This window comes from Bradyrhizobium uaiense (assembly GCF_010811875.1).
GTDB classification, from domain to species: Bacteria; Pseudomonadota; Alphaproteobacteria; order Rhizobiales; family Xanthobacteraceae; genus Bradyrhizobium; species Bradyrhizobium uaiense.
The window spans coordinates 22,871-43,806 of the sequence record NZ_VKHP01000011.1 but is presented as its reverse complement, the minus strand read 5'-3'; the positions used below and the strand labels follow the sequence as shown (position 1 = coordinate 43,806).

Annotated in this window: 15 protein-coding genes and 1 pseudogene; 4 read left to right on the top strand and 12 right to left on the bottom strand. The window is 58.9% G+C overall.

The genetic code is table 11. The features are described from left to right. Positions 1-355: 355 nt before the first annotated feature. From thyX to FNJ47_RS05105, 5 genes are read right to left on the bottom strand one after another with little or no spacing between them, the layout of a single operon-like run. Entirely contained in the window at positions 356-1,267 is a 912-nt protein-coding gene (gene thyX, locus FNJ47_RS05125; RefSeq protein WP_163151263.1) for an FAD-dependent thymidylate synthase, read from the bottom strand. 11 nt (positions 1,268-1,278) lie between these two features. Then, positions 1,279-2,418, bottom strand: a complete 1,140-nt coding sequence (locus FNJ47_RS05120; RefSeq protein WP_163151261.1) for a methyltransferase — start codon at positions 2,416-2,418, stop codon at positions 1,279-1,281. Between the two features lie 16 nt (positions 2,419-2,434). Next, positions 2,435-3,370: a hypothetical protein gene (locus FNJ47_RS05115; RefSeq protein ID WP_163151259.1), complete on the bottom strand. Its 936-nt coding sequence runs from the start codon at positions 3,368-3,370 to the stop codon at positions 2,435-2,437. Beyond that, the gene (locus tag FNJ47_RS05110) at positions 3,354-5,228 is read right to left on the bottom strand and encodes an ORC-CDC6 family AAA ATPase (RefSeq protein ID WP_163151257.1); all 1,875 of its coding nucleotides are present in this window, start codon (positions 5,226-5,228) and stop codon (positions 3,354-3,356) included. Before FNJ47_RS05110 ends, FNJ47_RS05115 begins: the two co-directional genes overlap by 17 nt. Next, on the bottom strand, positions 5,225-6,148 hold the full coding sequence (locus tag FNJ47_RS05105) for a phosphoribosyltransferase-like protein (RefSeq protein ID WP_163151255.1): 924 nt from the start codon (positions 6,146-6,148) through the stop codon (positions 5,225-5,227). The genes FNJ47_RS05110 and FNJ47_RS05105 overlap by 4 nt, the downstream gene beginning before the upstream one ends. A gap of 63 nt (positions 6,149-6,211) precedes the next feature. Here FNJ47_RS05105 and dut point away from each other — a divergent pair, with 63 nt between their 5' ends. From dut to FNJ47_RS05090, 3 genes are all read left to right on the top strand, one after another. Then, positions 6,212-6,685: a dUTP diphosphatase gene (gene dut / locus FNJ47_RS05100; protein ID WP_163151253.1), complete on the top strand. Its 474-nt coding sequence runs from the start codon at positions 6,212-6,214 to the stop codon at positions 6,683-6,685. A 1,429-nt stretch (positions 6,686-8,114) separates the two neighbouring features. Further along, complete coding sequence (locus FNJ47_RS05095; RefSeq protein WP_163151252.1) at positions 8,115-8,699, top strand: hypothetical protein; 585 nt, start codon at positions 8,115-8,117, stop codon at positions 8,697-8,699. Between the two features lie 441 nt (positions 8,700-9,140). Continuing rightward, positions 9,141-10,085, top strand: coding sequence for a tyrosine-type recombinase/integrase (locus tag FNJ47_RS05090; RefSeq protein WP_347341611.1), 945 nt, complete (start codon positions 9,141-9,143; stop codon positions 10,083-10,085). Between the two features lie 386 nt (positions 10,086-10,471). Here FNJ47_RS05090 and FNJ47_RS05085 read toward each other — a convergent pair whose 3' ends face one another. From FNJ47_RS05085 to FNJ47_RS05065, 5 genes are read right to left on the bottom strand one after another with little or no spacing between them, the layout of a single operon-like run. After that, on the bottom strand, positions 10,472-11,149 hold the full coding sequence (locus FNJ47_RS05085) for an RraA family protein (RefSeq protein WP_163151250.1): 678 nt from the start codon (positions 11,147-11,149) through the stop codon (positions 10,472-10,474). Between the two features lie 42 nt (positions 11,150-11,191). Further along, a complete protein-coding gene (locus FNJ47_RS05080; RefSeq protein WP_165445543.1) occupies positions 11,192-12,151 on the bottom strand; it encodes an amidohydrolase family protein in 960 nt (319 codons plus the stop codon). Beyond that, positions 12,148-13,470, bottom strand: coding sequence for an MFS transporter (locus FNJ47_RS05075; RefSeq protein WP_347341610.1), 1,323 nt, complete (start codon positions 13,468-13,470; stop codon positions 12,148-12,150). The genes FNJ47_RS05080 and FNJ47_RS05075 overlap by 4 nt, the downstream gene beginning before the upstream one ends. 52 nt (positions 13,471-13,522) lie before the next feature. Beyond that, positions 13,523-14,437 carry an NAD(P)-dependent oxidoreductase gene (locus tag FNJ47_RS05070; RefSeq protein ID WP_163151248.1) on the bottom strand — a complete coding sequence of 305 codons (915 nt, stop codon included), beginning with the start codon at positions 14,435-14,437 and terminating at the stop codon, positions 13,523-13,525. A gap of 2 nt (positions 14,438-14,439) precedes the next feature. Continuing rightward, positions 14,440-15,804 carry an MFS transporter gene (locus FNJ47_RS05065; RefSeq protein WP_163151246.1) on the bottom strand — a complete coding sequence of 455 codons (1,365 nt, stop codon included), beginning with the start codon at positions 15,802-15,804 and terminating at the stop codon, positions 14,440-14,442. A 199-nt stretch (positions 15,805-16,003) separates the two neighbouring features. On the opposite strand from FNJ47_RS05065, the pseudogene ydiJ reads away from it, so the two are divergent. Then, a pseudogene (ydiJ, locus tag FNJ47_RS05060) lies at positions 16,004-19,035 on the top strand (D-2-hydroxyglutarate dehydrogenase YdiJ). Between the two features lies 1 nt (position 19,036). Here the strand turns inward: ydiJ and FNJ47_RS05055 are convergent. Both FNJ47_RS05055 and FNJ47_RS05050 read right to left on the bottom strand, forming a co-directional pair. Continuing rightward, positions 19,037-19,960 (bottom strand): SMP-30/gluconolactonase/LRE family protein, encoded by a 924-nt coding sequence (locus FNJ47_RS05055; protein ID WP_163151244.1) that lies wholly within the window; start codon positions 19,958-19,960, stop codon positions 19,037-19,039. Then, entirely contained in the window at positions 19,957-20,907 is a 951-nt protein-coding gene (locus FNJ47_RS05050) for an amidohydrolase family protein (RefSeq protein WP_347341609.1), read from the bottom strand. Before FNJ47_RS05050 ends, FNJ47_RS05055 begins: the two co-directional genes overlap by 4 nt. Between the last annotated feature and the right edge of the window lie 29 nt (positions 20,908-20,936).

Genomic DNA, 20,936 nt, shown 5'->3' with positions numbered 1-20,936 from the left:
GTAAGACGTTGTTAGATGTCATAAGGGGGCCGTAAGCTGCCAAACTTTCGGGCCGCTTGGGACGTCAGACCCCTATCCTAGAATGCTGCGTCCATCTGGACGTGGCGCGCGTCCTCACGTCAGCGCAGGCGGCGCGACAAGACAACTGTGGCGGTCGCGCTCGTCACCGCCCGATTGAGGTCTTCGCTGGCGCAATAAGCGGCGTACTCGGATTCGTCCATCGAATGTTATGGAACCAGCATCCACAGGTGCCCAGGAAAGGATCGGCTGGCCAGACCAACATCGCCTTTGCACTTTCTTTCCACCGAATCAACGGCGTTACACAGAAAAGTGACTGGTGCAGGCTGCTTGATCCTTAGCGATCATCTTCAGGCGCTATTGCAAGACCGGCCAAAAGATCCAGCCATTCGCGTTTAGATAGCCCGCTGTTCGACTGAGTAACTTGTTCTCCCTTAATCATGCGCCTGACAACGCTAGTCGCAGTTCTTGATAGGTTGATTGCTTCGAGTCGATGCTCAACGAAGGCCTCGTAAGTCTGAGGAACCCACGCTTGTACGACTGTAAGCATTTGGCGAGCGTACTGTCTGATTTCACTCTGCGCATGTCGATCGACCCGCAGTCGCAGAAAATGCAGAAGATTGTGTAGATCGATTTTCCAGTACCACTGCGTGTAGGTGTTTAGCGTAAGATTAATTCTTGCAAGCTCACGAGCGATGCCTGCTCTATTCCCATCCTTCGAGTCGGCATTCAGCATCCATTCGTAGTGTTCATAATTTCGCTCGGCATCCTGTCGCAGAATGCCCAACACTTGCGCTGACTCGGTTGACGAAAGCGTTTTGCCTCGACCCTGTCGATTTTCGTCCGACTGAGAAGCCAGCTGGTCCTCGGTTGGGAGATAAAATTCTTTGTCGAGAATCGAATATCGCGCTGAATATTCGTTGACGCTCGCTGTCCGATGCCGAATCCACTGTCGCGCAACAAAGATCGGAAGCTTGATGTGAAATTTTATTTCCGCCATCTCAAAAGGAGTAGTGTGGTGGTGACGCATGAGATAGTGGATTAACGCGCGATCCTCGCTCGCCGTCTTTGTGCCTCGACCGTATGAGACTCGCGCAGCGTCGACGATTGCCTTGTCGTCGCCCATGTAGTCGACCACCCTGATGAAGCCGTGATCCAAGACCTTAATTGGCTCCTGGAGCAGCACCTCTAAGGCTTCGACAGTCGGACGACGCGTCGCGCTTCCCGGCTTGGCACCTTTGTTTACCACAGCGAACTCCGCTACTGAGCCAAAGCAACAAGTTTTGAGGTCGCGGCCTGATCGGCGCGGCAGACTTCCGTCGCGACACCCAGAGAATTAAGCATGAGGCGCAACCCATCGAGCGTCAGATACTTTGCACAAGAGCCAACGTAGCTGTCGAGCAGTCGCCTTTCATGACTCGATAGAAGGGCGTAAACGAGTTTTGCCGCAGCGATGCTATTGAACTTCACCGCAAGGATGCAGTCCGAGAGCGCGACCCGTTCAGATGACAGGTACAAACAGACCTTTTTTGAATTGGGCCGCCCAACGCGAGGCATCAGGATAGCTGGCCCAGTCGTTGAGGACGATACTTCAGCCGAGACCCTCAGGCTGGACAATCTGATCGATCCTTCGTTTAGATCCGTCGTGTGTACCAGCGCTATGCCGCCTTTTGGCATTGTCGAGCACCCCGACATTGGAATCGTGCCTCGAAAGATCGATGCGTTGATCGAGTTTTTTGCTAGTTGTGTTGTAACATCACCACTTGGGGCAGCTAGCCTATTGATGTCTGACTGAGACACGTCCGACACGGAGCGGCGAGAGATCGCAATGACAACGACCTCAACGCTGCACTTTTCGAACTGAACATTCTTCTTACTGCGCAGAATCCTAATATGATACGATTCAAGTATCGCAGCTCGCGCTGATGCATCGCGCTGGCTGGTTAAGCAAGAAGAGGGCAAGATTGCCACGACTTGTCCCTTGCGTGAAAGGTAGGGCAGGCTCGCAATCACAAAGGCAAGAGCCCGACTGCAGGCAACAGCCTGTCTGCCAACTTGCTGAGGCCATGTCTTGCCGTCGCGATTTGAAAACGGCGGGTTTAGAAGAATTAGTGAGAATTTTTTGCGATTCGAACTGAGTGAGACGACCTGAGACCGAGATGTTGAATCCAGGAAATCGCAACGCTCTGCCTTGGCGTTCCGAAAACGCTTTCTAAGTTTATTCACTGCTGATTGGCTAAGATCGGTGGCCACCAGCGGCGTGTTAGGCCATCTCTCGCGGATCGCGTTTAGAAGACTCCCTTCACCTGCCGCGAAATCGGCTGCTCGTTTCGGGGCACGACATGCGAGGTCGCGCACGATCGCACTCGCGAGGTCTTTTGGCGTGTAATGCTTATCCATGAACCCGACCACGCAACTATCGAACAAAATCGGAAACGGCATACACGAGAAGACGAAGAGCGCCCGTAGTGCGCTTAGGTTTTCGCTTCGGGTGATCGTAAACAAGCTCGATCGAACGGGTCGTCGTTGTGATGGCCAGCAGGACAGCGCCCAAGGCATGCGGCTTCGTGCCTATCGGAGCGATTTTAATGTGATCGCTTGAATATCGACGCATGATGTCTTCGAGCACGTAATACAGACTGAACGGACAGTTCGCGCGTGCGAAGTGAACATTTCTCCATGCCCGGGTTTGTTCGAGAGCTGGCTGATTGCCCATATAAGCGTGGAACGGATACTCCAACTGGAATCCCGGCACACCAATTACTGGAACGATCTTCCCACCCGGCGGATCGATCTGCTCCACAAGGTAAGCGAACCGCGTACCTTCAAATCCTAAGAGAGCAATAAAGCAAACTCTCTCTTCGTCCGTGTCGTTAAGGGTCGCGAAAAGAGGAATTGGCGCTATTCCATCGATGCTTTCGCTTAGATCGAAAATCTCACCCTTTCGAGGACTGGGGCTGTAGCTATAGTTTGCTGGCTCCACGTAAACCACGTTCAGATCGAGATTCTTATCCAGCGCTACCCTCACCAGCGGAGCCCAGACGTGATGGCTTAAGCCGGTGATATCGAGATATATTCGCTTCTTTCGTACATGATCGAACAGTCGCGAAAGATCGGACTGATTGCGAAGTGAAAGCGATCCTAGCCCCTGCGCGTCCGTCTCGATCGAAGTTCGCCCCTGACTCGTAATCTTTACAAAGTGCACCGATGGGCAACTAGACGTCCAGGATTGGATATGCTCGCTCCTTTCCTCGAACAATCCGAACACGTATGCGGAATCATCAACTGGTCGAAAAGACCCAGGGTTCTCAAATGTGGACGTGAAGAGCGGCCTGTTACGCAATTCGGTCATAGTACTTCTCAAACAAGCGGAGTTGCTCCGGCAGGGGTGACGCCTGCTCAGCTTCATAGTCTTTAAGAATTTCCTTGATGGTCGACTTCGACTCCTTGACGAGGCCAAGAATTCGTTCCGGAGTGAGTGTCAACTTTCGCTTTTTCCTATAGCTGAAAACAAAGAAGGGAGCGAAGATCGGATGAAGCGAGTAATCGTAAGCCTTGATATCAGCGTCGTCGGCAAGCTTGGTGCCGCTGCTTCTCACTAGGGCCAGATGCATCACGGCAGAGCTTAAAAGGTCGTTGAGTTCCTGCGGTGGAATGCCCTGTTCGGTCACATGAAACTGATTCTGCTCGGGAGCATGACCTTGTGGATGTGACGCCAAGACCTGAAATATCCGCCCGAGACCAAGCACAAGCTTAGTCAGTTGTGCCCCGTGCACTGAAAGGCCTTCCAACTCACTTACGTTTTTGGCTCCGACATTTTGAGCCGCGATCGTTTGATGCTCGCAACTAACGGCTGCGCCGAATTGACCCGCCTTATCGTAGTGATAGAGAAGCGTGCGATCCACGAGTTCAAGCAAATAGCGAATGTTCGATCCTGAAAGCTGCACAAAGGTAGGCCACCCGGCATAATACTTGCGAATTCCCGCCTTGCCCTTCTTAATCGTGAACAACAGGGCGTGGCGATAGTTCGATAGACGGGTGCGCCATTGCTTAGGACTTTTCGTTCGTTCGTCCAAAATGGCATCAAGCTCCACGTCACTCCATTCCGCCCATAGTAGCGCCAAGTACGCCTCTAGCTGCGTGATGCCTTGAATTGAGAAAAACTGAGGATCCAGCCCCTTTGAGACGAGTTTTTCTGACAAGAGCTCCGGCAAGCCTAGGCGCTCTGCCTCCTCCTCTTCCGAAAGGCCAGGCAAGAGTTCTTGGATCGTGAGCGGATTATTGCTACCGTCCAGTACCAGCTGCGCGAGACGTTGGTTACAGATTTGTGCTGCGAACTCCTCGAACCTTTCGCCTTCCAGTTTCTCAGCGATATTGATGCGGATGTAATCTGCCGGACTGTTGAGCTGCTCGTTTGGATTTAGGGTTGATCGCTTTCGCCACCCAAGTTCTCGAACACCAATCTTGAAACTGTGATTAGCACCGCAGTGCTTTATGAAAGTGTTCATCACGATCTGCTGAGAGTCCGTAAAATTTTCGAACTCGTCGATCAGGAAGAAAAAATGCTTGTTGGCGAACTGAGGTAGCTGGATGACGGCGCTTAGAAGCTCGTCCACAGGGGCGGCCTGCATCGAAACGGGCGGCAAGCTGTCGGGTGATAGGTTATTTAGAAAGGCCTCGAATTTTAGCCGAGCAGTTTCTAGCTCGTCCGTGAAATCAACGATTGTAGCTGCTGATCCCAATCGAAGGCTCAGAGCAACACGTTGGCAAGCCATCGTAGAAAGTGTGGGGTGCTCTGGAAACCGTAGCGCGTACCAATTGAGAAAGCGGATCACCTGTCCGCAGAGCAACAGATTGATGTAGTGACCAAAAAGTTTAGTCCATGTTTGTTCGGGTAGTTCGGTGCCCTGGAAAGCAGTTACACGGTTTGTATCGACACGATAGTAAAGACCGTAATAGTTCCACTGAGAAGCAGGAGAGCCTTCCTTTTCGGATAAAGCCGCGCGACCTTCGTAAGAAAGCGAGCGCAATACGGTGGTCTTTCCAGTGCCTCTTCCTCCCACCAGGACACATGGGCTGCGAGTTTCGAGTTCTGGGAAGTAAGCCGGCGTGGTGAAAAGATCGAAGATGCGCTCACGCAGCCATTCGGCGCGATAGTTCCCAAACAGCTGACTTAGTTGTTCGACGGGCTGAGGCCGGTCAATAGTCATGAGTACCTCACAAGGGGCGCCCATCCGTTCTGCTGCCATTTGAATAGAGGCAAAGACGCGTCTGGCATGCCATGGTGAAACGCGATGCAGAGACCCAACTTGTGGAAGCCACGCCAATCGTCTTCAGAGCCCCCCGCCTCCGGGATACCTGCACGGGCGCTCGCTTTACGTAGAAACTCGCTGGCGTTTTGCCGGAGATGGTCAGGCCAAATGATCGAGTCTGGGGCGATCGCGCTATATTGGGGCGTCAGAAGATTGCCGGGCGAAACGATTACTTCTGGGCATTCCTTGGCAATGTTCTCCGCTCCATACTGGGTGCATAGGGCGGGACAATACCCAAAGAAACCGCCACGCTGCTTAGACGCGTACATCGCAAACGACATATGGAGCGAGCCGATCTGATGCTTTCTTTTCCACATTCGCGCAAACTGATTGCCTGATCCTGCGAAATCATCGACAAAAATAACGGGACGCGGGTTATTCGATAGCAAAACTCGGAGAACCTCGTCGTTCGAAAGGATCTGCGCCTCATCAAATCCAAGAAAGTCCCTAGCGTATCGCGAGAAAAGATTCCCACTGTCGGTGGGATTTGGCGCTTCACCGGTGACCTGCGTGACGAGTATACTGTCGAACAACGACCGCCAGGCCGATCTCTCGCCGCTCATTGTTCTCCCGGGTTTCCGGATGCGCACGCTGAGATCGTTTACGGCTGACAAAAAAAGTTGCTTCGTCATCCGCTCGGAAAAGAACAAGAAGGAGTTGAGAAGATGATAGGCATGCTCCTTCTCATCTGGCAGGAAGTTAGCCAGCCAAGGCTCGATCTGAGCTTCCATCTCGATCGGCCAAAGCTGAAAATCAAGATGGTTCTTGCACTTCTCTAGTATCAAGCCCTGATCAAATGAGGGGGCAGAAATGGCCATTGCAGAATCTCTTCGGGTGCCCATCGATAATACACTTTCCGCGTACTCTCGAAAGGATGCTCCATGAAGTTGCAGGTAAAGGTTATCGATCCAAGACTGGAAAACTGGGGATTTCCGCGATACGGCTCAAGCGCGGCAGCTGGGGTGGATTTGTTCGCATGCATTCCCGATGTTCTCGAACTAAAGCCTGGAGCTTCACCCCAGCTGATTTCGTCAGGCATTGCATTGAACATCCCCGACGAGCGTGTCTTTGCTGTCATTGTACCGCGCTCTGGTCTGGCACATAGCGAAGGGCTTGTTCTGGGGAATTCGATAGGTGTGATCGATCCGGATTATAAGGGCGCCTGCATGATCTCTGCTTGGAATCGTAATCCTCCGGATAGACCTTCGATCTTTGTTCGGCCAGGAGATCGAATTGCACAGATGATCTTCCTCCCGTTCCTCCGACCGGAATACGAGATGATCAATGAGTTCTCGCCCGATCAAGGGCGCGGAGATCGCGGCTTTGGTTCGTCGGGCGTTGGCTCCAACGAGTGACCATTTAGGGTTCTGAGCCCCTTACCCTACTATCTGGCGAGGTTGCGAGCTGGGCATCTACGACGTAGCGCTGCCGGCCGGAGCCAAGTCTTTGAGAGACTGGCTTCTTTGTGAGCCGCATTGCAAGGGTCTGCCCGCATCGCTCGCCTGGATTGCCCCAAGCGGCACTTCTCCCGGAGTAGCGCTTGAGCCTGACTTACCGAGCATCCCGGCCGATATCCTAACTAGGGTCTCTAGCATGACATCACCTCGTGGGCGGCGACTCGCGGTTTCCCCCAACCCTCCGGTAATCTCTGAATCTTGCTGCAACATCGCAAGCGGACGTCACCTTCAGCGCCAGCATGCCATCTTGCACATCGTGGTGACTCGTTAGGCCGCACTCAATATTCGTCAGCGAGCGAATTTGGCGTCAATAACAATGGTGTCATCGGAGGATGACTCAGGTTCGATCCTTCGCATTCAGACGGCGACTACATGGCGCTCTATTTCCAGCAACAGCGAACCAGTCCGAACCTTCGGCGCCTTAAGTGACGCCATTCTTCGTTTACCCCGGCGGTTCGACTAAAACGTCGGACCGCTAGCCTCAGGCAAGCGCCCCCCAGAGCGGCTTCACAGGGGCTCCCATCGTGATCGGACCAGTCGCGTTCTGCGTAGGGATTTAAAGCGATCCGACGCTTGAAAGCAGAAAGTGGTCTTCAGCCGTACTGGGCGACAGGGCCAGGCTCCGGCTTGCAGGGCTCCCGCTCATCGCAGAACTGCAGGCACCTAACCCAGGGTTTTCCTAGACTGTTGATTGAGGGAGAGAGATTCAAAACCGGCCCCCAAGAGGGCCTTGTTTTTCGCGAGAATGCCGTACTGTACCAATTCCCGATGTTCTAGGATTCGGAGAAAAACGCGTTCTCCAGCCCCATTCGTCGATTGTTTTTAGTACGGCCGGCATTCTCCAGGGCATAAAGATTGACGAAAACGGCCGAGTTTTCGGACCTGTCTCCGTTTCGAAGTACGAAATGTCGGGGCAAAGTGGAGGAGCGAGCAGGATTCGAACCCGCAGTACGGCATCGGTATCGCCGTGGCGACTCGGTGGCGATTCCAAACAAACAAAAAGCCGCCCCGAAGAGCGGGCCTTTGATTTTTTGCTTTTCTTACAGCCCCTTATTGGGGGATGGGATTAGAACCTATGACCTTCAGGTCATGAAACAGCAGCTGTCCATATGATTTTTACTCGAATGGAGTTGACATTTTACCCCATCTGATTTTTAGTCAGATCAAGATGGTTGCCCCAGCAAAGATCATTGATGTGGTTTCGGACCAACTCGGTGTCGCCCGAGCTACGGTTGCTATGCAGGATCGAATGCTCGTTACAACCGGCCACCGGTCGATCACAGGTAGGGGGCGGGCTGCTCGCGGGTCGCCCAGCGATGCCTCAGCATTGATTCTCGCTGTAGCAGCAACGCCGTTGTCCGGGCCAGGCGTCAAAGAAACCGCAGTTCATTACGAAAGGTATGCGCGCCTCGCCGCCACGGCGCTGAGTGGTGACTGGGCGAGTTGGCCCCTCAAACATCTCGACAAGTTGGCCGCTGGTCACGCCTTGCAGGAAGCAATTGCGGCTATCATTGTTGCGCTTGGCGAAGGCGCGGCACAGGCTGCTGATCTGTTTGCAGACGCCACGCCCGATGCAAATGGCATCGCCACACACCTGAGTATTGATGTCGAACTTGGCGCCCCGATGCCAAGCGCAGCAATCTCCATTCAAGCCCGGCAATTGCGATATTATGAATCAGGGCGAATAAACCGTGATGACGGTCTCCCCATCTTCGATGAGGAGTGTGTCGCCCGGTTCGAATACCGCGTCGAATATCGTCAAACATTCGACGAGGCTGAGAAATATCTCGAGACGCTTCCATTGCACCCTATTGCCGGGCGGCGCTCTCCCGACCTTAGACAAACACGCACGTTTACCATCGCGACGCTCGCGCACGTCGCCGCGCTCTTTTCCGATCGAGTCAAATTATGAAACAGGCTTCGCTTTTAGCGACTCGATTGTCGACAAAATAAAACGAAGCCTTCCGTATTCGAAGATTTGCATCCGAGATCGACCAAGTGAACGACGATAGCAGCCCTCAAACTCAGCGCCAAAGCATGCTTCCGGCGTCGTTGCCTCCTCGAGGTTTGTCACGTGCTCAAGCCGCGGAATACGTTGGCGTGAGTCCATCGACATTCGACAAGTTGGTCAACGACGGCGAGATGCCCGCGCCAAAAAGGATCAGAGGTCGAATTATTTGGGATCTTAAGAGGCTTGATTGTGCGTTTGATGCGCTCGACGCAAGCGGAGAAGAAAATCCGTGGGACTAAGCCCGGGGTCATAACAATGCGCATACGTCTTAAATATCTTTGCGAGGACCTCGATCGGCACGGCAACGTTCGATGCTACGTTCGAATGCCGGGAAAGCGGAAGGTGCGCATTCGTGCGTTGCCAGGTACGCCGGGCTTTATGGAAGAGTATCAATCTGCAATCGCGACAGCAATCCCCGATACGCCTCGGCAAGCGGATGAGTCAAAAAAGGGATCGTTTCGTTACCTTTGCATCCGATACTACGCGAGTGCATCGTACAAAGCTCTGGATGGCAGCACGCGCAATTGGCAACGCCGCGCGCTCGACGAGATTGCGCGCGAACACGCAGCCAAGCCAGTTGCGATGATGCAGGCTCGCCACATCCGCAGAATGCGCGACGCGAAATTAGCAACACCTGCTGCGGCCAATCAACTGGTGAAGGCACTTCGCGCGCTATTCTCTTGGGCCAACGAAGCTGAGGAAACGACTGTTAATCCCACGATCGGAGTCAAAAAGCTGAAATACCGATCTGATGGACATCACACCTGGACCGCAGAGGAAATTCAACGGTTTTACGAAAGGCACCCGCCGGGTTCGCAAGCGCGGCTCGCATTGGACTTGCTACGTTACACCACGGGCCGGCGGGAAGACGCACCGCGTCTTGGTCGCCAGCACATACGCGATGGTCGAATTCGCTTTCGTCAGGCGAAGAACGAACATCGCAATCCGATCGACATCGATATTCCATTGCATCCAGAGCTGGCGAAGAGCATCGCTGCAGCGAAAGTCGGCTCCAACATGACTTTCCTGCTTACTCAGTTCGGAAAGCCCTTCACGGCGAACGGGTTCGGAAACAAATTCAAGGATTGGTGCCGCCAAGCTGATCTTCCACATTGCTCCGCTCATGGCATTCGCAAAGCCACGTCGACAGCTCTTGCCGAGTCCGGTGCGACGCCTCATGAGATTATGGCCGTAACGGGACATCAGAGCTTGGAAGAGGTTGAACGTTACACGAAGGCAGCGGACCGCAAGAGGACGGCCGATTCCGCTATGGCGAAGTTGAAGTGATGAGGTGAACGTAGAGCGTACACATGGTGTCCCACTAAGAACTTCGGTGGGACGAAATCCAAAAATCTAGCTGGAGTTACAATGATATAATTTGCCGATGGCGCTCCCTAGGGGAATCGAACCCCTGTTTCAGCCTTGAGAGGGTAAATTCGATCCGCATGATGATCATTGTGAGGAGAGCCCTGCGATGGGGACCTTGGGATATCAAGCATGGCTCAGCTGCATGAGCAGGCGTTCGCACCAGTTTCGCACCAGAAACGACCCTGCCGAAGCGCCACGAACCCGATCAGATTCAAACAAAACTTCAGCCAATTCGTGCGCCGTGCCAGAAACGTCTCGCTTCGTTGCTGCTCGCTACAACCCGCGCGGATCGCGAATTCCGACATTCAGTCCAGGCCCTCACAATTCAACTCGCGTAGTGCCTTGTCAACCCAGGACGAATCGTGCGTTCCGGCCTTGATGTTCGCGATTTGCTTCTGCTCAGCCTGGTACTTCGCCGTCGCGGCTTTCAGGACTCCATCAACATGGTCGAATGGCACGCAAAGCAATCCATCGTCGTCGCCGATGATGAGATCGCCCGGCTCGATCACCATGCCGTCGATTGCAATCGGGACGTTAATCTCGCCTGGTCCGTTCTTGTAAGGGCCGCGATGGGTGACGCCTGCCGCGAACACGGGAAACGTCTGAGCGCGGATGAAGCCGGCATCCCGGACCGCACCATCGATCACGATACCCGCAAGGCCGCTCTTGATGATGCGCATCAGCATCATCTCGCCGATCAATGCGTTGGTGAGATCGCTCCCTGCGTCGACCACGATGACATCGCCGGGCTCGGCCATCGCCATCGCCTTGTGAAGCATCAGATTGTCGCCCGGCCGCGTCTTTACGGTCAGCGCGGGCCCGGCCATCCCTCCGGACTGATGCCGCGGCCGAAGCCGCGCGCCCGCCGCTGTCATCCGGGACATGCTGTCGCTGACGTTTGCGACCGGCAGCCTAGCAAAACGTTCGACGACGTCGGCAGCCACTTTTCTCTGGCGCTTGAGGATTCTGAAACCTACAGACATGCGTTATCCTTTCCGATGTTTGGCAAGTGAAATGGTGAGATCCTAGAAGCCGAACAGCTGCGCCGGGTTGTCCACCAGAATGCGCCGGCGCGCGCCTTCGTCCGGCGCCCAGTCGGCGAGCAGATCGAGCAGCAAGGCGTCATCCGGCTTGGTGCCGCGCTGGGTCGGATGCGGCCAGTCCGTGCCCCACAGGATCCGCTCCGGCGCTGCCCGCACATAGGCGCGCGCGACCTCGCTGGAATCTGCGTAGGGCGGACCGAGCTTGCTGTCCTCATAGGGTTCGGTGACCTTCACCCAGGTGCGGCCTTCATCCAGCATGCGGCGGACAGCGGCAAACGCGGGATGCTTGAGGCCATCAGGCTGGGGAATACGCCCGAGATGATCAATGACGACCTTGGTGGGCAGCGAGCGGATGACCTTCTCATGAGTGACGATCTGATCGCCCGTCATCAGGATCTGCACGTGCCAGCCAAGCGGGCTGACGCGCCTGGCGAGTGCGACAAGCATCTCCGGCGTTGTCGTCCCCCAGGTTTGCGGAGACACGAAATTGACGCGGATGGCGCAGACGCCGGCATCGGCCAGCGCACGGAGCTCTGCTTCCTCGACGTCGGTGTCGACGACCGCAACACCGCGTGAGGCGGACCCGAGCTGGCCCAGCGCGTCCGCGAGACACCTGTTGTCGACCCCGTAGGTCGACGGCTGCACCACCACGCTCCTGGTGGCGCCGAGCCGGCGCTGGAGATTTCGATAATCAGCCACGGTCGCACCTGGCGGAAAGCCCTGGTGCCAATGCGGCGAAACGGGAAACCGCCCGTCGTAAATATGGTGATGGCAATCGCACGCGTCCGCAGGCGCGTTCAATCGCGCCGGCGCCGACCCGGTGCTGTTAGGCACGGCCTGCTCGACCCCACCGGCCCAGGCGCCCGTGCTCGCAGCCAGCATGCCCGCAAGGACGCCGCGCCGGGTGATGGCGTGCCGTGAGGTGGTGCTGCGCGCGCTCATGATTTCACCGCCAGCATGTCGGCAGCGTGCGCGACGTTGCGGCCCAGCACGAGCACGCAGGTCGCGGCCACTGCGCACAGCAGCGCAAGCGGCAGCATCCCGAGCACGAAGCTACCGGTCCATTCCTTGACAAGGCCAACCACGTTCACCATCAACCCGCCGCCGATCAGATTGGAGATCGCGTTGATCCCGGCAAGGCCCGCCGCGAGCGTGCTGGTCGAAAGCCAGCTCGCCGACAGCGCCCAGAACGGCCCCTTGAAGGCGTAGGCGCCCACCAGGCAGAACGTGACCATGATGATCGTCGGGACAACCGCCGTTCCGGTCATGCCGAGCGCAGTGAATCCGCCGGCGGCGAACAGCAGCGGAATGGCGGTGTGCCAGCGGCGCTCGCCGTTCTTGTCCGAATGACGCCCCCACAGGACCATCAGGACCGTCGCAATGCCGTAGGGAATCGCGTTGACAAAGCCGGTCTGCAAATTGGTCAGGCCGAATGACTTCAGCAGTTGCGGCTGCCACACCGACAGCACGCTGCCGGTCGCGGACGCGCCGGAGCAGACCAGGGCCATGACCAGGAAATATTTGTTGGTGGCAAGCTGCCAGAGCGAGAGATGTCCGACCGGCTTGCGCGAGGCGGCCTCCGCCTCCATGCGTCCCGTCAACCATTCGCGCTGTTCGGGGGGCAGCCAGGACGCCTGAGCAGGCTTGTCGGTCAGAACGAACAGGCACGCAACGCCCAGCAGAATGGTCGGCAGTCCTTCCAGGACGAAAAGCCACTGCCACCCGCGCAGGCCGAGCACGCCGTCAAGCTCGAGCAGCCCAACCGATAGCGGCGATCCAAGGAAGGTGGCCAAGGGGATCGACACAGTGAACGTCGCAAGGATGCGCGCCCGGTATTGCGATGGCAGCCAATAGGTCAGATAGAGGATTGCGCCGGGGAAGAACCCCGCTTCCGCCGCGCCGAGGATGAAACGCATCGCGTAAAGCGAGTACGGCCCCGCCACGAAGGCCATGCAGGCCGTCACCAATCCCCAGGTGATCATGATGCGCGCGATCCAGCGCCTGGCTCCGAACTTCTGGAGAGCAAGGTTGCTCGGCACCTCGACAAGGAAATACGAGACGAAGAACAGGCTTGCACCAAAGCCGAACATCGCAGGCGTGAGCCCGAGATCCTTGTTCATCTGCAGCGCAGCGAAGCCGACGTTCACACGGTCGAGCAAGGCGAAGAAGTAGCAGATCATCAGGAACGGCACGAGGCGCAGGATGACCCTGCGCATCGTCACTTTCTCGAGCTGGTCGACGTCTGTTCGAGTTGCCGCCACGTCTCTCTCCCTGTTGTCTCGTTTTTGTTGTCTCGCTTTTGTTTTCTCGGCGTTATTCGGCGGCCTTCGCCCCGGCCTGCATCTTGGCCACTATCGCGTCGATCGCGATCTTGTAGTTCTCGGGAACCACGCCCTTGAAATGCTCCTTCAGGCCGAGATTCTCCTTCCAGCGCAGCCGCGCCACCGTCGCGCGCGCCATCAGCGGCTCGATGCCGGCATCCTCGACCGCCTCGGCCGCCATCTCGACCTCTTCGGTGCGTCGCTTGGCATGGATCACGCCCGACGGCGTCAGGCTCTCGACGGTGTCCATGAACGGACGCGTCAGCGTCTTCGAGGCCGAGGCCAATACCGTCTCATCGAGGCCATAGGACCGGGCGGCGAGCAGCGTCTCGTCGATCAGCGCCTCGATGCCCTTGATCAGCACGGAGCGCAGGATCTTGATGCCCGAGGCCGTGCCGAGCTTGTCGCCGACGAATTCGATGCTCATGCCCCAGGGCACGAGCAGGTCGACAACGCGCTGGCCGGCGGGACCGCTCGACATCATGTGCATCGCATAGCCGTGCTTCGGTGTCCCCATGATGGAGCCGTCGCCAAGCGTGGCGCTAGTCTTGGCCAGCCGCTCGGCCACGCCGTACTTCACCTTCGGCGTGGCGGAGGCGAAGTCGAGGAAGGTGTGGCGGCCATCGAGCACGGGTGCAAATGCGGCCGCGCTTTCGAGCGAGGCGGAGCCCGGCGTGACGCTGAAGATCAGCTCCGCTGCATCGGCCAGTTCCTTGTTGGACTTGACCAGGGTGACGCCGGCCGCCTTGGCGCGGCTCTGGATCAGATCGGCATAGGGACCATCGAAAGCATATTTGTCGTAGCAGAAGATCTGCTGCAGGCCGGCGCCGCGGAGACCCTCGCCCAACGTGCTGCCGATCTCGCCATAGCCGACCAGGCCGAGACGGAATTGCTTTTGTTCGCTCATCATCAGATTCCTTTCGAGAGGGGTGCGATTGGGCGGGTGCGGTCGTCGGCCGAGCCGGCCTGTCGCTGCAGGCTGACGCCAACCACGCGGATGAGGATGGCGGCAAGGACGAGAAATGCTGCGACCGAGAGCAGTGCCCAGGAGAAACTGTCGGTCGCCTGCTTGATCACACCGATGAGATAGGGACCGACGAAGCCGCCGAGATTGCCGATCGAGACGATCATCGCGAGGCCGCCGGCGGCCGCGCTGCCGGTCAGGAAGCTCGACGGGATCGGCCAGAACGTGGACTGGTAGCACATGATACCGACCACGGCGCCGCAGAGCGCGACGATCGAGACCAGCGCGGACGACGTCGCGTAACCGCAGACGATCAGCGATGCTGCGCCCACGAGCAGCGCGGATGCCACGAACCAGCTGCGTTCACCACCTTTGTCCGACAGGCGTGCCCACAGCATCATGGCGATGGCGCCACAGATGTAAGGCACGGCCGCGACGAAGCCGACGGCCACGACACCGAAGCCGAGGCCCTTGATGATTTGCGGCATCCACAAGCCAAGGCCGACGGAGCCGATGATGGCGCAGAAGTTGACGGCGGCGCAGGCGAGCACGCGCCAATTGATGAAGGCATCCCTGAGTCGCGACGGATGTTTTGTGGCAATGGCCTCGCGCTCCGCCGCCAGCACCTCGGCAAGCCAACGCCGCTCGTCAGGGCTCAGCCACTTGGCCTGTCCGGGCTTGTCGGTCAGCGTGAAGAAGCACACGAAGCCGAGCACGGTTGCCGGCAAAGCCTCGAGGATCAGCAGCCATTGCCAACCATGCAGGCCACCCACGCCGTCGAGTGTCAGCAGCGAACTCGATATCGGAGCACCGATGATATTCGCGATCGGGATACCGAGCAGGAACGCCGCGGTCGCCGTGCCGCGGATCCGCGCCGGAAACCAGTAGGTGAAGTAGAGGAACACGCCCGGCGTGAAGCCGGCCTCGCCGAGCCCGAGCAGGAAGCGCATCACGCCGAAGCTCACCGGACCGGCTACGAACGCGGTCGCGGCCGAAATCAGTCCCCAGGTGAGCAGGATCCGGGCGATCCATTTGCGGGCGCCGATCGCCTGCAAGGCAAGGTTGCTCGGCACCTCCGCCAGGAAATAGCCGAAGAAGAACAGTCCGGCGCTCCAGCCGAATTCGGACGGCGAGATGCCGAGGTCATGGTTCATGGTCAGGCTGGCAATGCCGACATTCACCCGGTCGAGATAAGCGACGATGTAGCAGAGCAGCAGGAAGGGCACGATTCGCCACATCACTTTCGACAGGATCTTCTCCTGCTCGGGTGTGAAGGCGGCGCCGGCCGAACCGGCGTTGACACTTGCCATGGATTTCCTCCGACGCCGGTGTTTCCCCGGTCATGGCGCCACTTAACAAAAATAGAACGCCGTTGCAATTTATTTTGAAACGATGTTTCATTTTTGAAATTGCACAACAGAAGGCTTGCGCCGGCCCGAATGCGGGGTTCCACTCGAAAAGTGGAGGGCTGACTGTCGGTTACGGCGTCCGGGAGGCTCTGGGAGACACATGCTGCGACGCATTTCCGATATGCGGGCCCCTGCCCCGCTGCATGCCGAATTGGCCGCGGAACTCTGGGTGCGTGGGTTCGAAGGCGACTTGGCGCCGTCCTCTGGCGACCGGATCGTGTCGGCAACCGACAACTCGATCTACCAATTGCTCCCGCAACTCGTGGCCTTCCCGCGCAGCATCGACGATCTCGTGCGCATCGTGCGGGCTACGGCCGACGATCGCTTCAAGGACATCGTCTTCGCGCCTCGCGGCGGCGGAACGGGCACCAACGGTCAGTCGCTGACGGAAGGTCTTGTGGTCGACGTCTCGCGCCACATGAACGGGATCATCGAGATCAACCCGACCGAACGCTGGGTGCGGGTGCAGGCCGGCGTGGTGAAGGATCAGCTCAACGCGGCGCTGGCGGAGCACGGCCTGTTCTTCCCGCCGGAGCTCTCGACCTCGAATCGCGCCACGATCGGCGGCATGATCAGCACTGACGCCAGCGGCCAGGGCTCCTGCCTCTATGGCAAGACGCGCGACCACGTGCTGGAACTGACGACCGTCTTGCTGGACGGCACGGTGTGGACGTCGAGGCCGCTCGATGATCAGGAGTTGCAGCAAATCCAGCGACAAACCGATCTCGTCGGTGCCGTGCATCGGCTGGTCGACGCGATCCAGCGCGAGCAGGCGGACCAGATCGCAGCGCACTTCCCCAAGCTGAACCGCTGTTTGACCGGCTATGACCTCGCCCACATCCGCGACGATCGCGGCCGCTTCAACCTGAACTCGATCCTCTGCGGCAGCGAAGGCACGCTGGCGCTGATTGCCGAAGCCAAGCTGAACGTGGAGCCGATCCCGAGGCACAGCGCCCTCGTCAACGTGCGCTATGGCAGCTTCGATGCCGCCTTGCGCGACGTGCAAGAGCTGATCCGGTTCGGCGCCGCTTCCATCGAGACCGTCGATTCCAGAGTGCTTGGTCTGGCGCAAAACGATGTGGTCTGGGACCAGGTCCGGCAATACTTCCCCGAAGACGACGGGCAACGCGCCACCGGCGTCAATCTCGTCGAATTCGTCGGCGATAGCGAGCTGGACGTCGAGGTCCCGGTTCGCCGGATGACCGAGGCGCTTGGCGCGGCCGATCCGTCGCGCGGCCGCCGCGGCTTCACCGTGGCGCACGGCGAGGCCGAGGTGAACGCGATCTGGACGATGCGGAGGAAATCCGTCGGTCTGCTCGGCAATATGCAAGGCGACAAGCGGCCGATCCCCTTCGTGGAGGACACCGCCGTTCCGCCCGAGAACCTCGCCGACTATATCGCCGAACTCCGCGCGCTGCTGGACGCGCGTGGGCTGGTCTATGGCATGTTCGGCCATGTCGATGCCGGCGTGCTGCATGTCCGCCCGGCCATCGACATGAAGGCCCCTACCCAGGAGCCGCTGATCCGCGAGATCACCGAAGAGGTCGTCCGCCTCACCAGCAAATATGGCGGCCTGCTGTGGGGCGAGCACGGCAAGGGCGTGCGCTCGGAATTCTCGCCGCGCTTCTTCGGGCCGCTCTACCCGGTCCTGCAATCCATCAAGGCGGCATTCGATCCGCGCAATCGGCTCAATCCCGGAAAGATCGCAGCACCCGCGGGCGGCCAATTGCTGGCGATCGACGGGCTGACCACACGCGGCCAGCTCGACCGAACGATCCCCGCCTCACTCCGCTCCGCCTATGACGAGGCGCTCCATTGCAACGGCAACGGGGCCTGCTTCTCCTGGGACCCGAATGAGGCGATGTGCCCCTCCTATAAGGCGACGCGCGATCGCCGGCATTCGCCGAAGGGTCGCGCGTCGCTGATCCGGGAATGGCTGCGGCAGCTCGCGGCACTCGGCGTCGATCCCGTGAGCGAAGCGGCGGCGCTTCGGAAAGCCTCGCGCTGGCGCGACTTTCCCGCGCGACTGCGCAACAGCTGGGCGCGCGAGGCTGATTTCTCGCATGCCGTGAAAGAGGCGATGGATGGATGCCTCGCCTGCAAGTCGTGCAGCGGGCAATGCCCGATCAAGGTCGACTACCGACCTTTCGCGCGAAATTTCTCGAGGTCTACCATGGCCGCTATCTGCGGCCGCTGCGGGACCATCTGGTCGGCTCGCTGGAATCGATGCTGCCCGCACTTGGCAAGGTGAGCGGCCTATACAACGTCCTGATCGACAGCCCACCCGGCCGCGCATTGATGCGTGCCATCGGACTGGTGCATTCTCCGAAATTCTCCGACCTCTCGATCCAGGCGGAACTGGCGGCTCGCGGGATCGCGATCGCAACGCCCAAGACGTTGGCGGCGCTCTCGATCGAGGAACGCGCGCGCAGCGTGGTGCTGGTGCAGGACGCCTTCACGAGCTACTATGAGTTGCATGTCGTGCTCGCCGTGCTGGATCTGATGCGCGCAATCCGCTTCCGGCCGTTCGTCGCGCCGTTCCGGGCAAACGGGAAGCCGCTGCACGTGCACGGCTTCCTCGGCGCCTTTACCCGCACCGCCTCGCGCAATGCCGCGATGCTGCGCGATCTCGCTGCCACCGGCGTCGAGCTGGTCGGTGTCGATGCCTCGATGACGCTGACCTACCGGTCGGAATACGGGATGTTGGCTGAGGCGGACCGGCCGCCGCCCGTTCTCCTGGTTCAGGAACGGCTGGCGCGTCACCACAACGCGATCCCGAAGGCTTCAAGCGCGGGTGACGAGTACCTGCTACTGCCACACTGCTCGGAGCGCTCGCTCGCCCTTTCCACTCTGCGCGACTGGCAAACCGCGTTCCCCGCAGCCGGCGCGAGCTTGCAGGTGCTGCCTTCAGGATGCTGTGGAATGGCGGGCACGTATGGCCACGAGGCCGAACATCGCGCGACGTCCGAGTACATCTACGGAATGAGCTGGGGACCTCACGTCAATCGATGGGCTCAAAGCGGCCACCTGCTCGCAACAGGCTACTCGTGCCGATCGCAGGTCAAGATCATGGACCAGCGGGCGCTGGCCCATCCGGCTCAGGCTTTGCTCGCATGCCTGAGCAGATGCTAACCTATTCGGCGTGCGAGAACATCGCCATGCCCGGTGTCTCGAGCTCGGCGCGCAGCAGCGTGCCTGTGCGGCTTTCAGTGATGAAGAGGCTCTTTCGCTCGGGTCCGCCAAAAGCAAGATTGGTCGTGCCGACGCCCGCGCAGGAGACGATGCGATCGAGCGGCTCGGCCAAGGGCGAGAGCCGCCAGATCGAGCCGAAGCCGGTGTGACAGACCAGTAGATTGCCGCCGCTGTCGAGCGCAAGTCCGTCAGGACCGCCGGGGCCGCCGTGCAGATGCGAGAATATCCCGACCTTCGTTGTCAGGCCGCTGGTTGGCAGCGGTACGCGCCAGATCTGGTTGGCGCGCGTCACTGCGACGAGCAGAAAGCTCTCCTCGGGGTCGACGACGATGCCGTTCGGGCTGGGAATCGTGTTGAGCAGGCAAGTGAGCCGGCCATCCGGCGTGAGCTTCCAGACCCGGCCGGTGGGATCATGCATCCCGGTCTGGCCCTGATCGGTGAAATAGAGATTGCCTGATGGCGCGAAGACCAGATCGTTGACGCCCTTGAAGCTCTCGCTCGCAGCGGTTTCGAGATGCGGGGTCACCTTGCCGCTCGTGGGGTCCAGCAGCATGATGCCGCGCTTGTAGTCCGTGATGAAGATGCGGCCGTCGCGATGGATCTTCAGTCCGTTCGGCCACCCATCATATTCCGACACGAGCTCCCATTCGCCACCCTCGTTGGTCCGGAAGATGCGCCCGTAGGGAATATCGGTGATGTAGAGCCGGCCCTGCCGATCGAACGAGGGGCCCTCGAGGAACGAGTCGATCTCACGACCGCCCTGATTGGCATCGGCCCACGCCGTGCGACGGGGGTTGCGGAACCGGTCCGGAAGCCGCGTGAAGATGCTGGTCTCGATCCGGCGCGGCGGGCTGAAGAATGTCATGGAGCGACTTTCGGAAAGCCATAGAGCTCGGCTGGGTTGTCGACGAGGATACGCTTGAATACGACGTCGCTCCCCGCGCATTGGGCGAAGAGATCGAACAGGCGCGCATCATCCGGCTTGCTGTCCCGTTCCGACGGATGCGGCCAGTCACTGCCCCACACCAGCCGCTCCGGCGCGGCCTTCACGTAAGCGGCCGCAACGACGCCTGCGTCGGCGTAATCAGGCGCGCCCTGCTTGCTCGACACATAGGGACCGGACAGCTTGACCCAGGTCTTGCCGCGGTCGATCAGGCCACGAATGATCTTGTAGGGCGCGCTCTCAACGCCGGCCGGTTGCGGCACCTGCGCTAGGTGATCGAACACGAGACGTCCTGGCAGGGAAGCCAGCAGATCGGCATGGTCCTCAATCTGCTTGGGGCGCATGTTGATCTGGCAGTGCCAGCCAAGATCGGCGAGCCGCGGCGCGAGCGGCTTGAGCGACTCCACCGTCAGCACGCCGGGAAAGCCAAGGTTGAAGCGAACGCCGCGGACACCTTGTTCGTCGAGCCGACGCAGGTCGACGTCGGAAATGTCCTCCGCAACGACGGCAATCACGCGAAAATTCTCTGCGCCAAGCGCCTGCCGTGACGCGATCTGCAGCCGGTTGTCGATGCCGTAAGTGGAAGGCTGGATGATCACGCCCCGCGTCGTGCCGATCCGGCGCTGCAGAGCGCGGTAATCGTCAGGCAAGGCGTCCTCCGGCAGCAGGGTCGCGCCCTTCATGAGGGGATAGGTCTTGTCATAGGTATGGAAATGACAGTCCGTCGCGCCGGCCGGCGCAATGAAACGCGGCTTCCCGGAGCCGCTCGACCAACGCACCTCCTCGGCCTGCGCAGTCGCAACGTGCGGAACCAGCGATGCGCCCAGTCCAGCAAGGATCGTCCTGCGCGTGAGCATTGCTAGTGCCACGAAGTTCGCCCTCCCCATCGTTTATTATG

Excerpts from the sequence above, each read along its gene's own strand:
- FNJ47_RS05120 (WP_163151261.1), bottom strand. The coding sequence starts at position 2,418 with ATGGATAAGCATTACACGCCAAAAGACCTCGCGAGTGCGATCGTGCGC.
- FNJ47_RS05105 (WP_163151255.1), bottom strand. The coding sequence starts at position 6,148 with ATGGCCATTTCTGCCCCCTCATTTGATCAGGGCTTGATACTAGAGAAG.
- FNJ47_RS05115 (WP_163151259.1), bottom strand. The coding sequence starts at position 3,370 with ATGACCGAATTGCGTAACAGGCCGCTCTTCACGTCCACATTTGAGAAC.
- FNJ47_RS05065 (WP_163151246.1), bottom strand. The coding sequence starts at position 15,804 with ATGGCAAGTGTCAACGCCGGTTCGGCCGGCGCCGCCTTCACACCCGAG.
- FNJ47_RS05085 (WP_163151250.1), bottom strand. The coding sequence starts at position 11,149 with ATGTCTGTAGGTTTCAGAATCCTCAAGCGCCAGAGAAAAGTGGCTGCC.
- FNJ47_RS05070 (WP_163151248.1), bottom strand. The coding sequence starts at position 14,437 with ATGAGCGAACAAAAGCAATTCCGTCTCGGCCTGGTCGGCTATGGCGAG.
- FNJ47_RS05080 (WP_165445543.1), bottom strand. The coding sequence starts at position 12,151 with ATGAGCGCGCGCAGCACCACCTCACGGCACGCCATCACCCGGCGCGGC.
- FNJ47_RS05055 (WP_163151244.1), bottom strand. The coding sequence starts at position 19,960 with ATGACATTCTTCAGCCCGCCGCGCCGGATCGAGACCAGCATCTTCACG.
- dut (WP_163151253.1), top strand. The coding sequence starts at position 6,212 with ATGAAGTTGCAGGTAAAGGTTATCGATCCAAGACTGGAAAACTGGGGA.
- FNJ47_RS05110 (WP_163151257.1), bottom strand. The coding sequence starts at position 5,228 with ATGACTATTGACCGGCCTCAGCCCGTCGAACAACTAAGTCAGCTGTTT.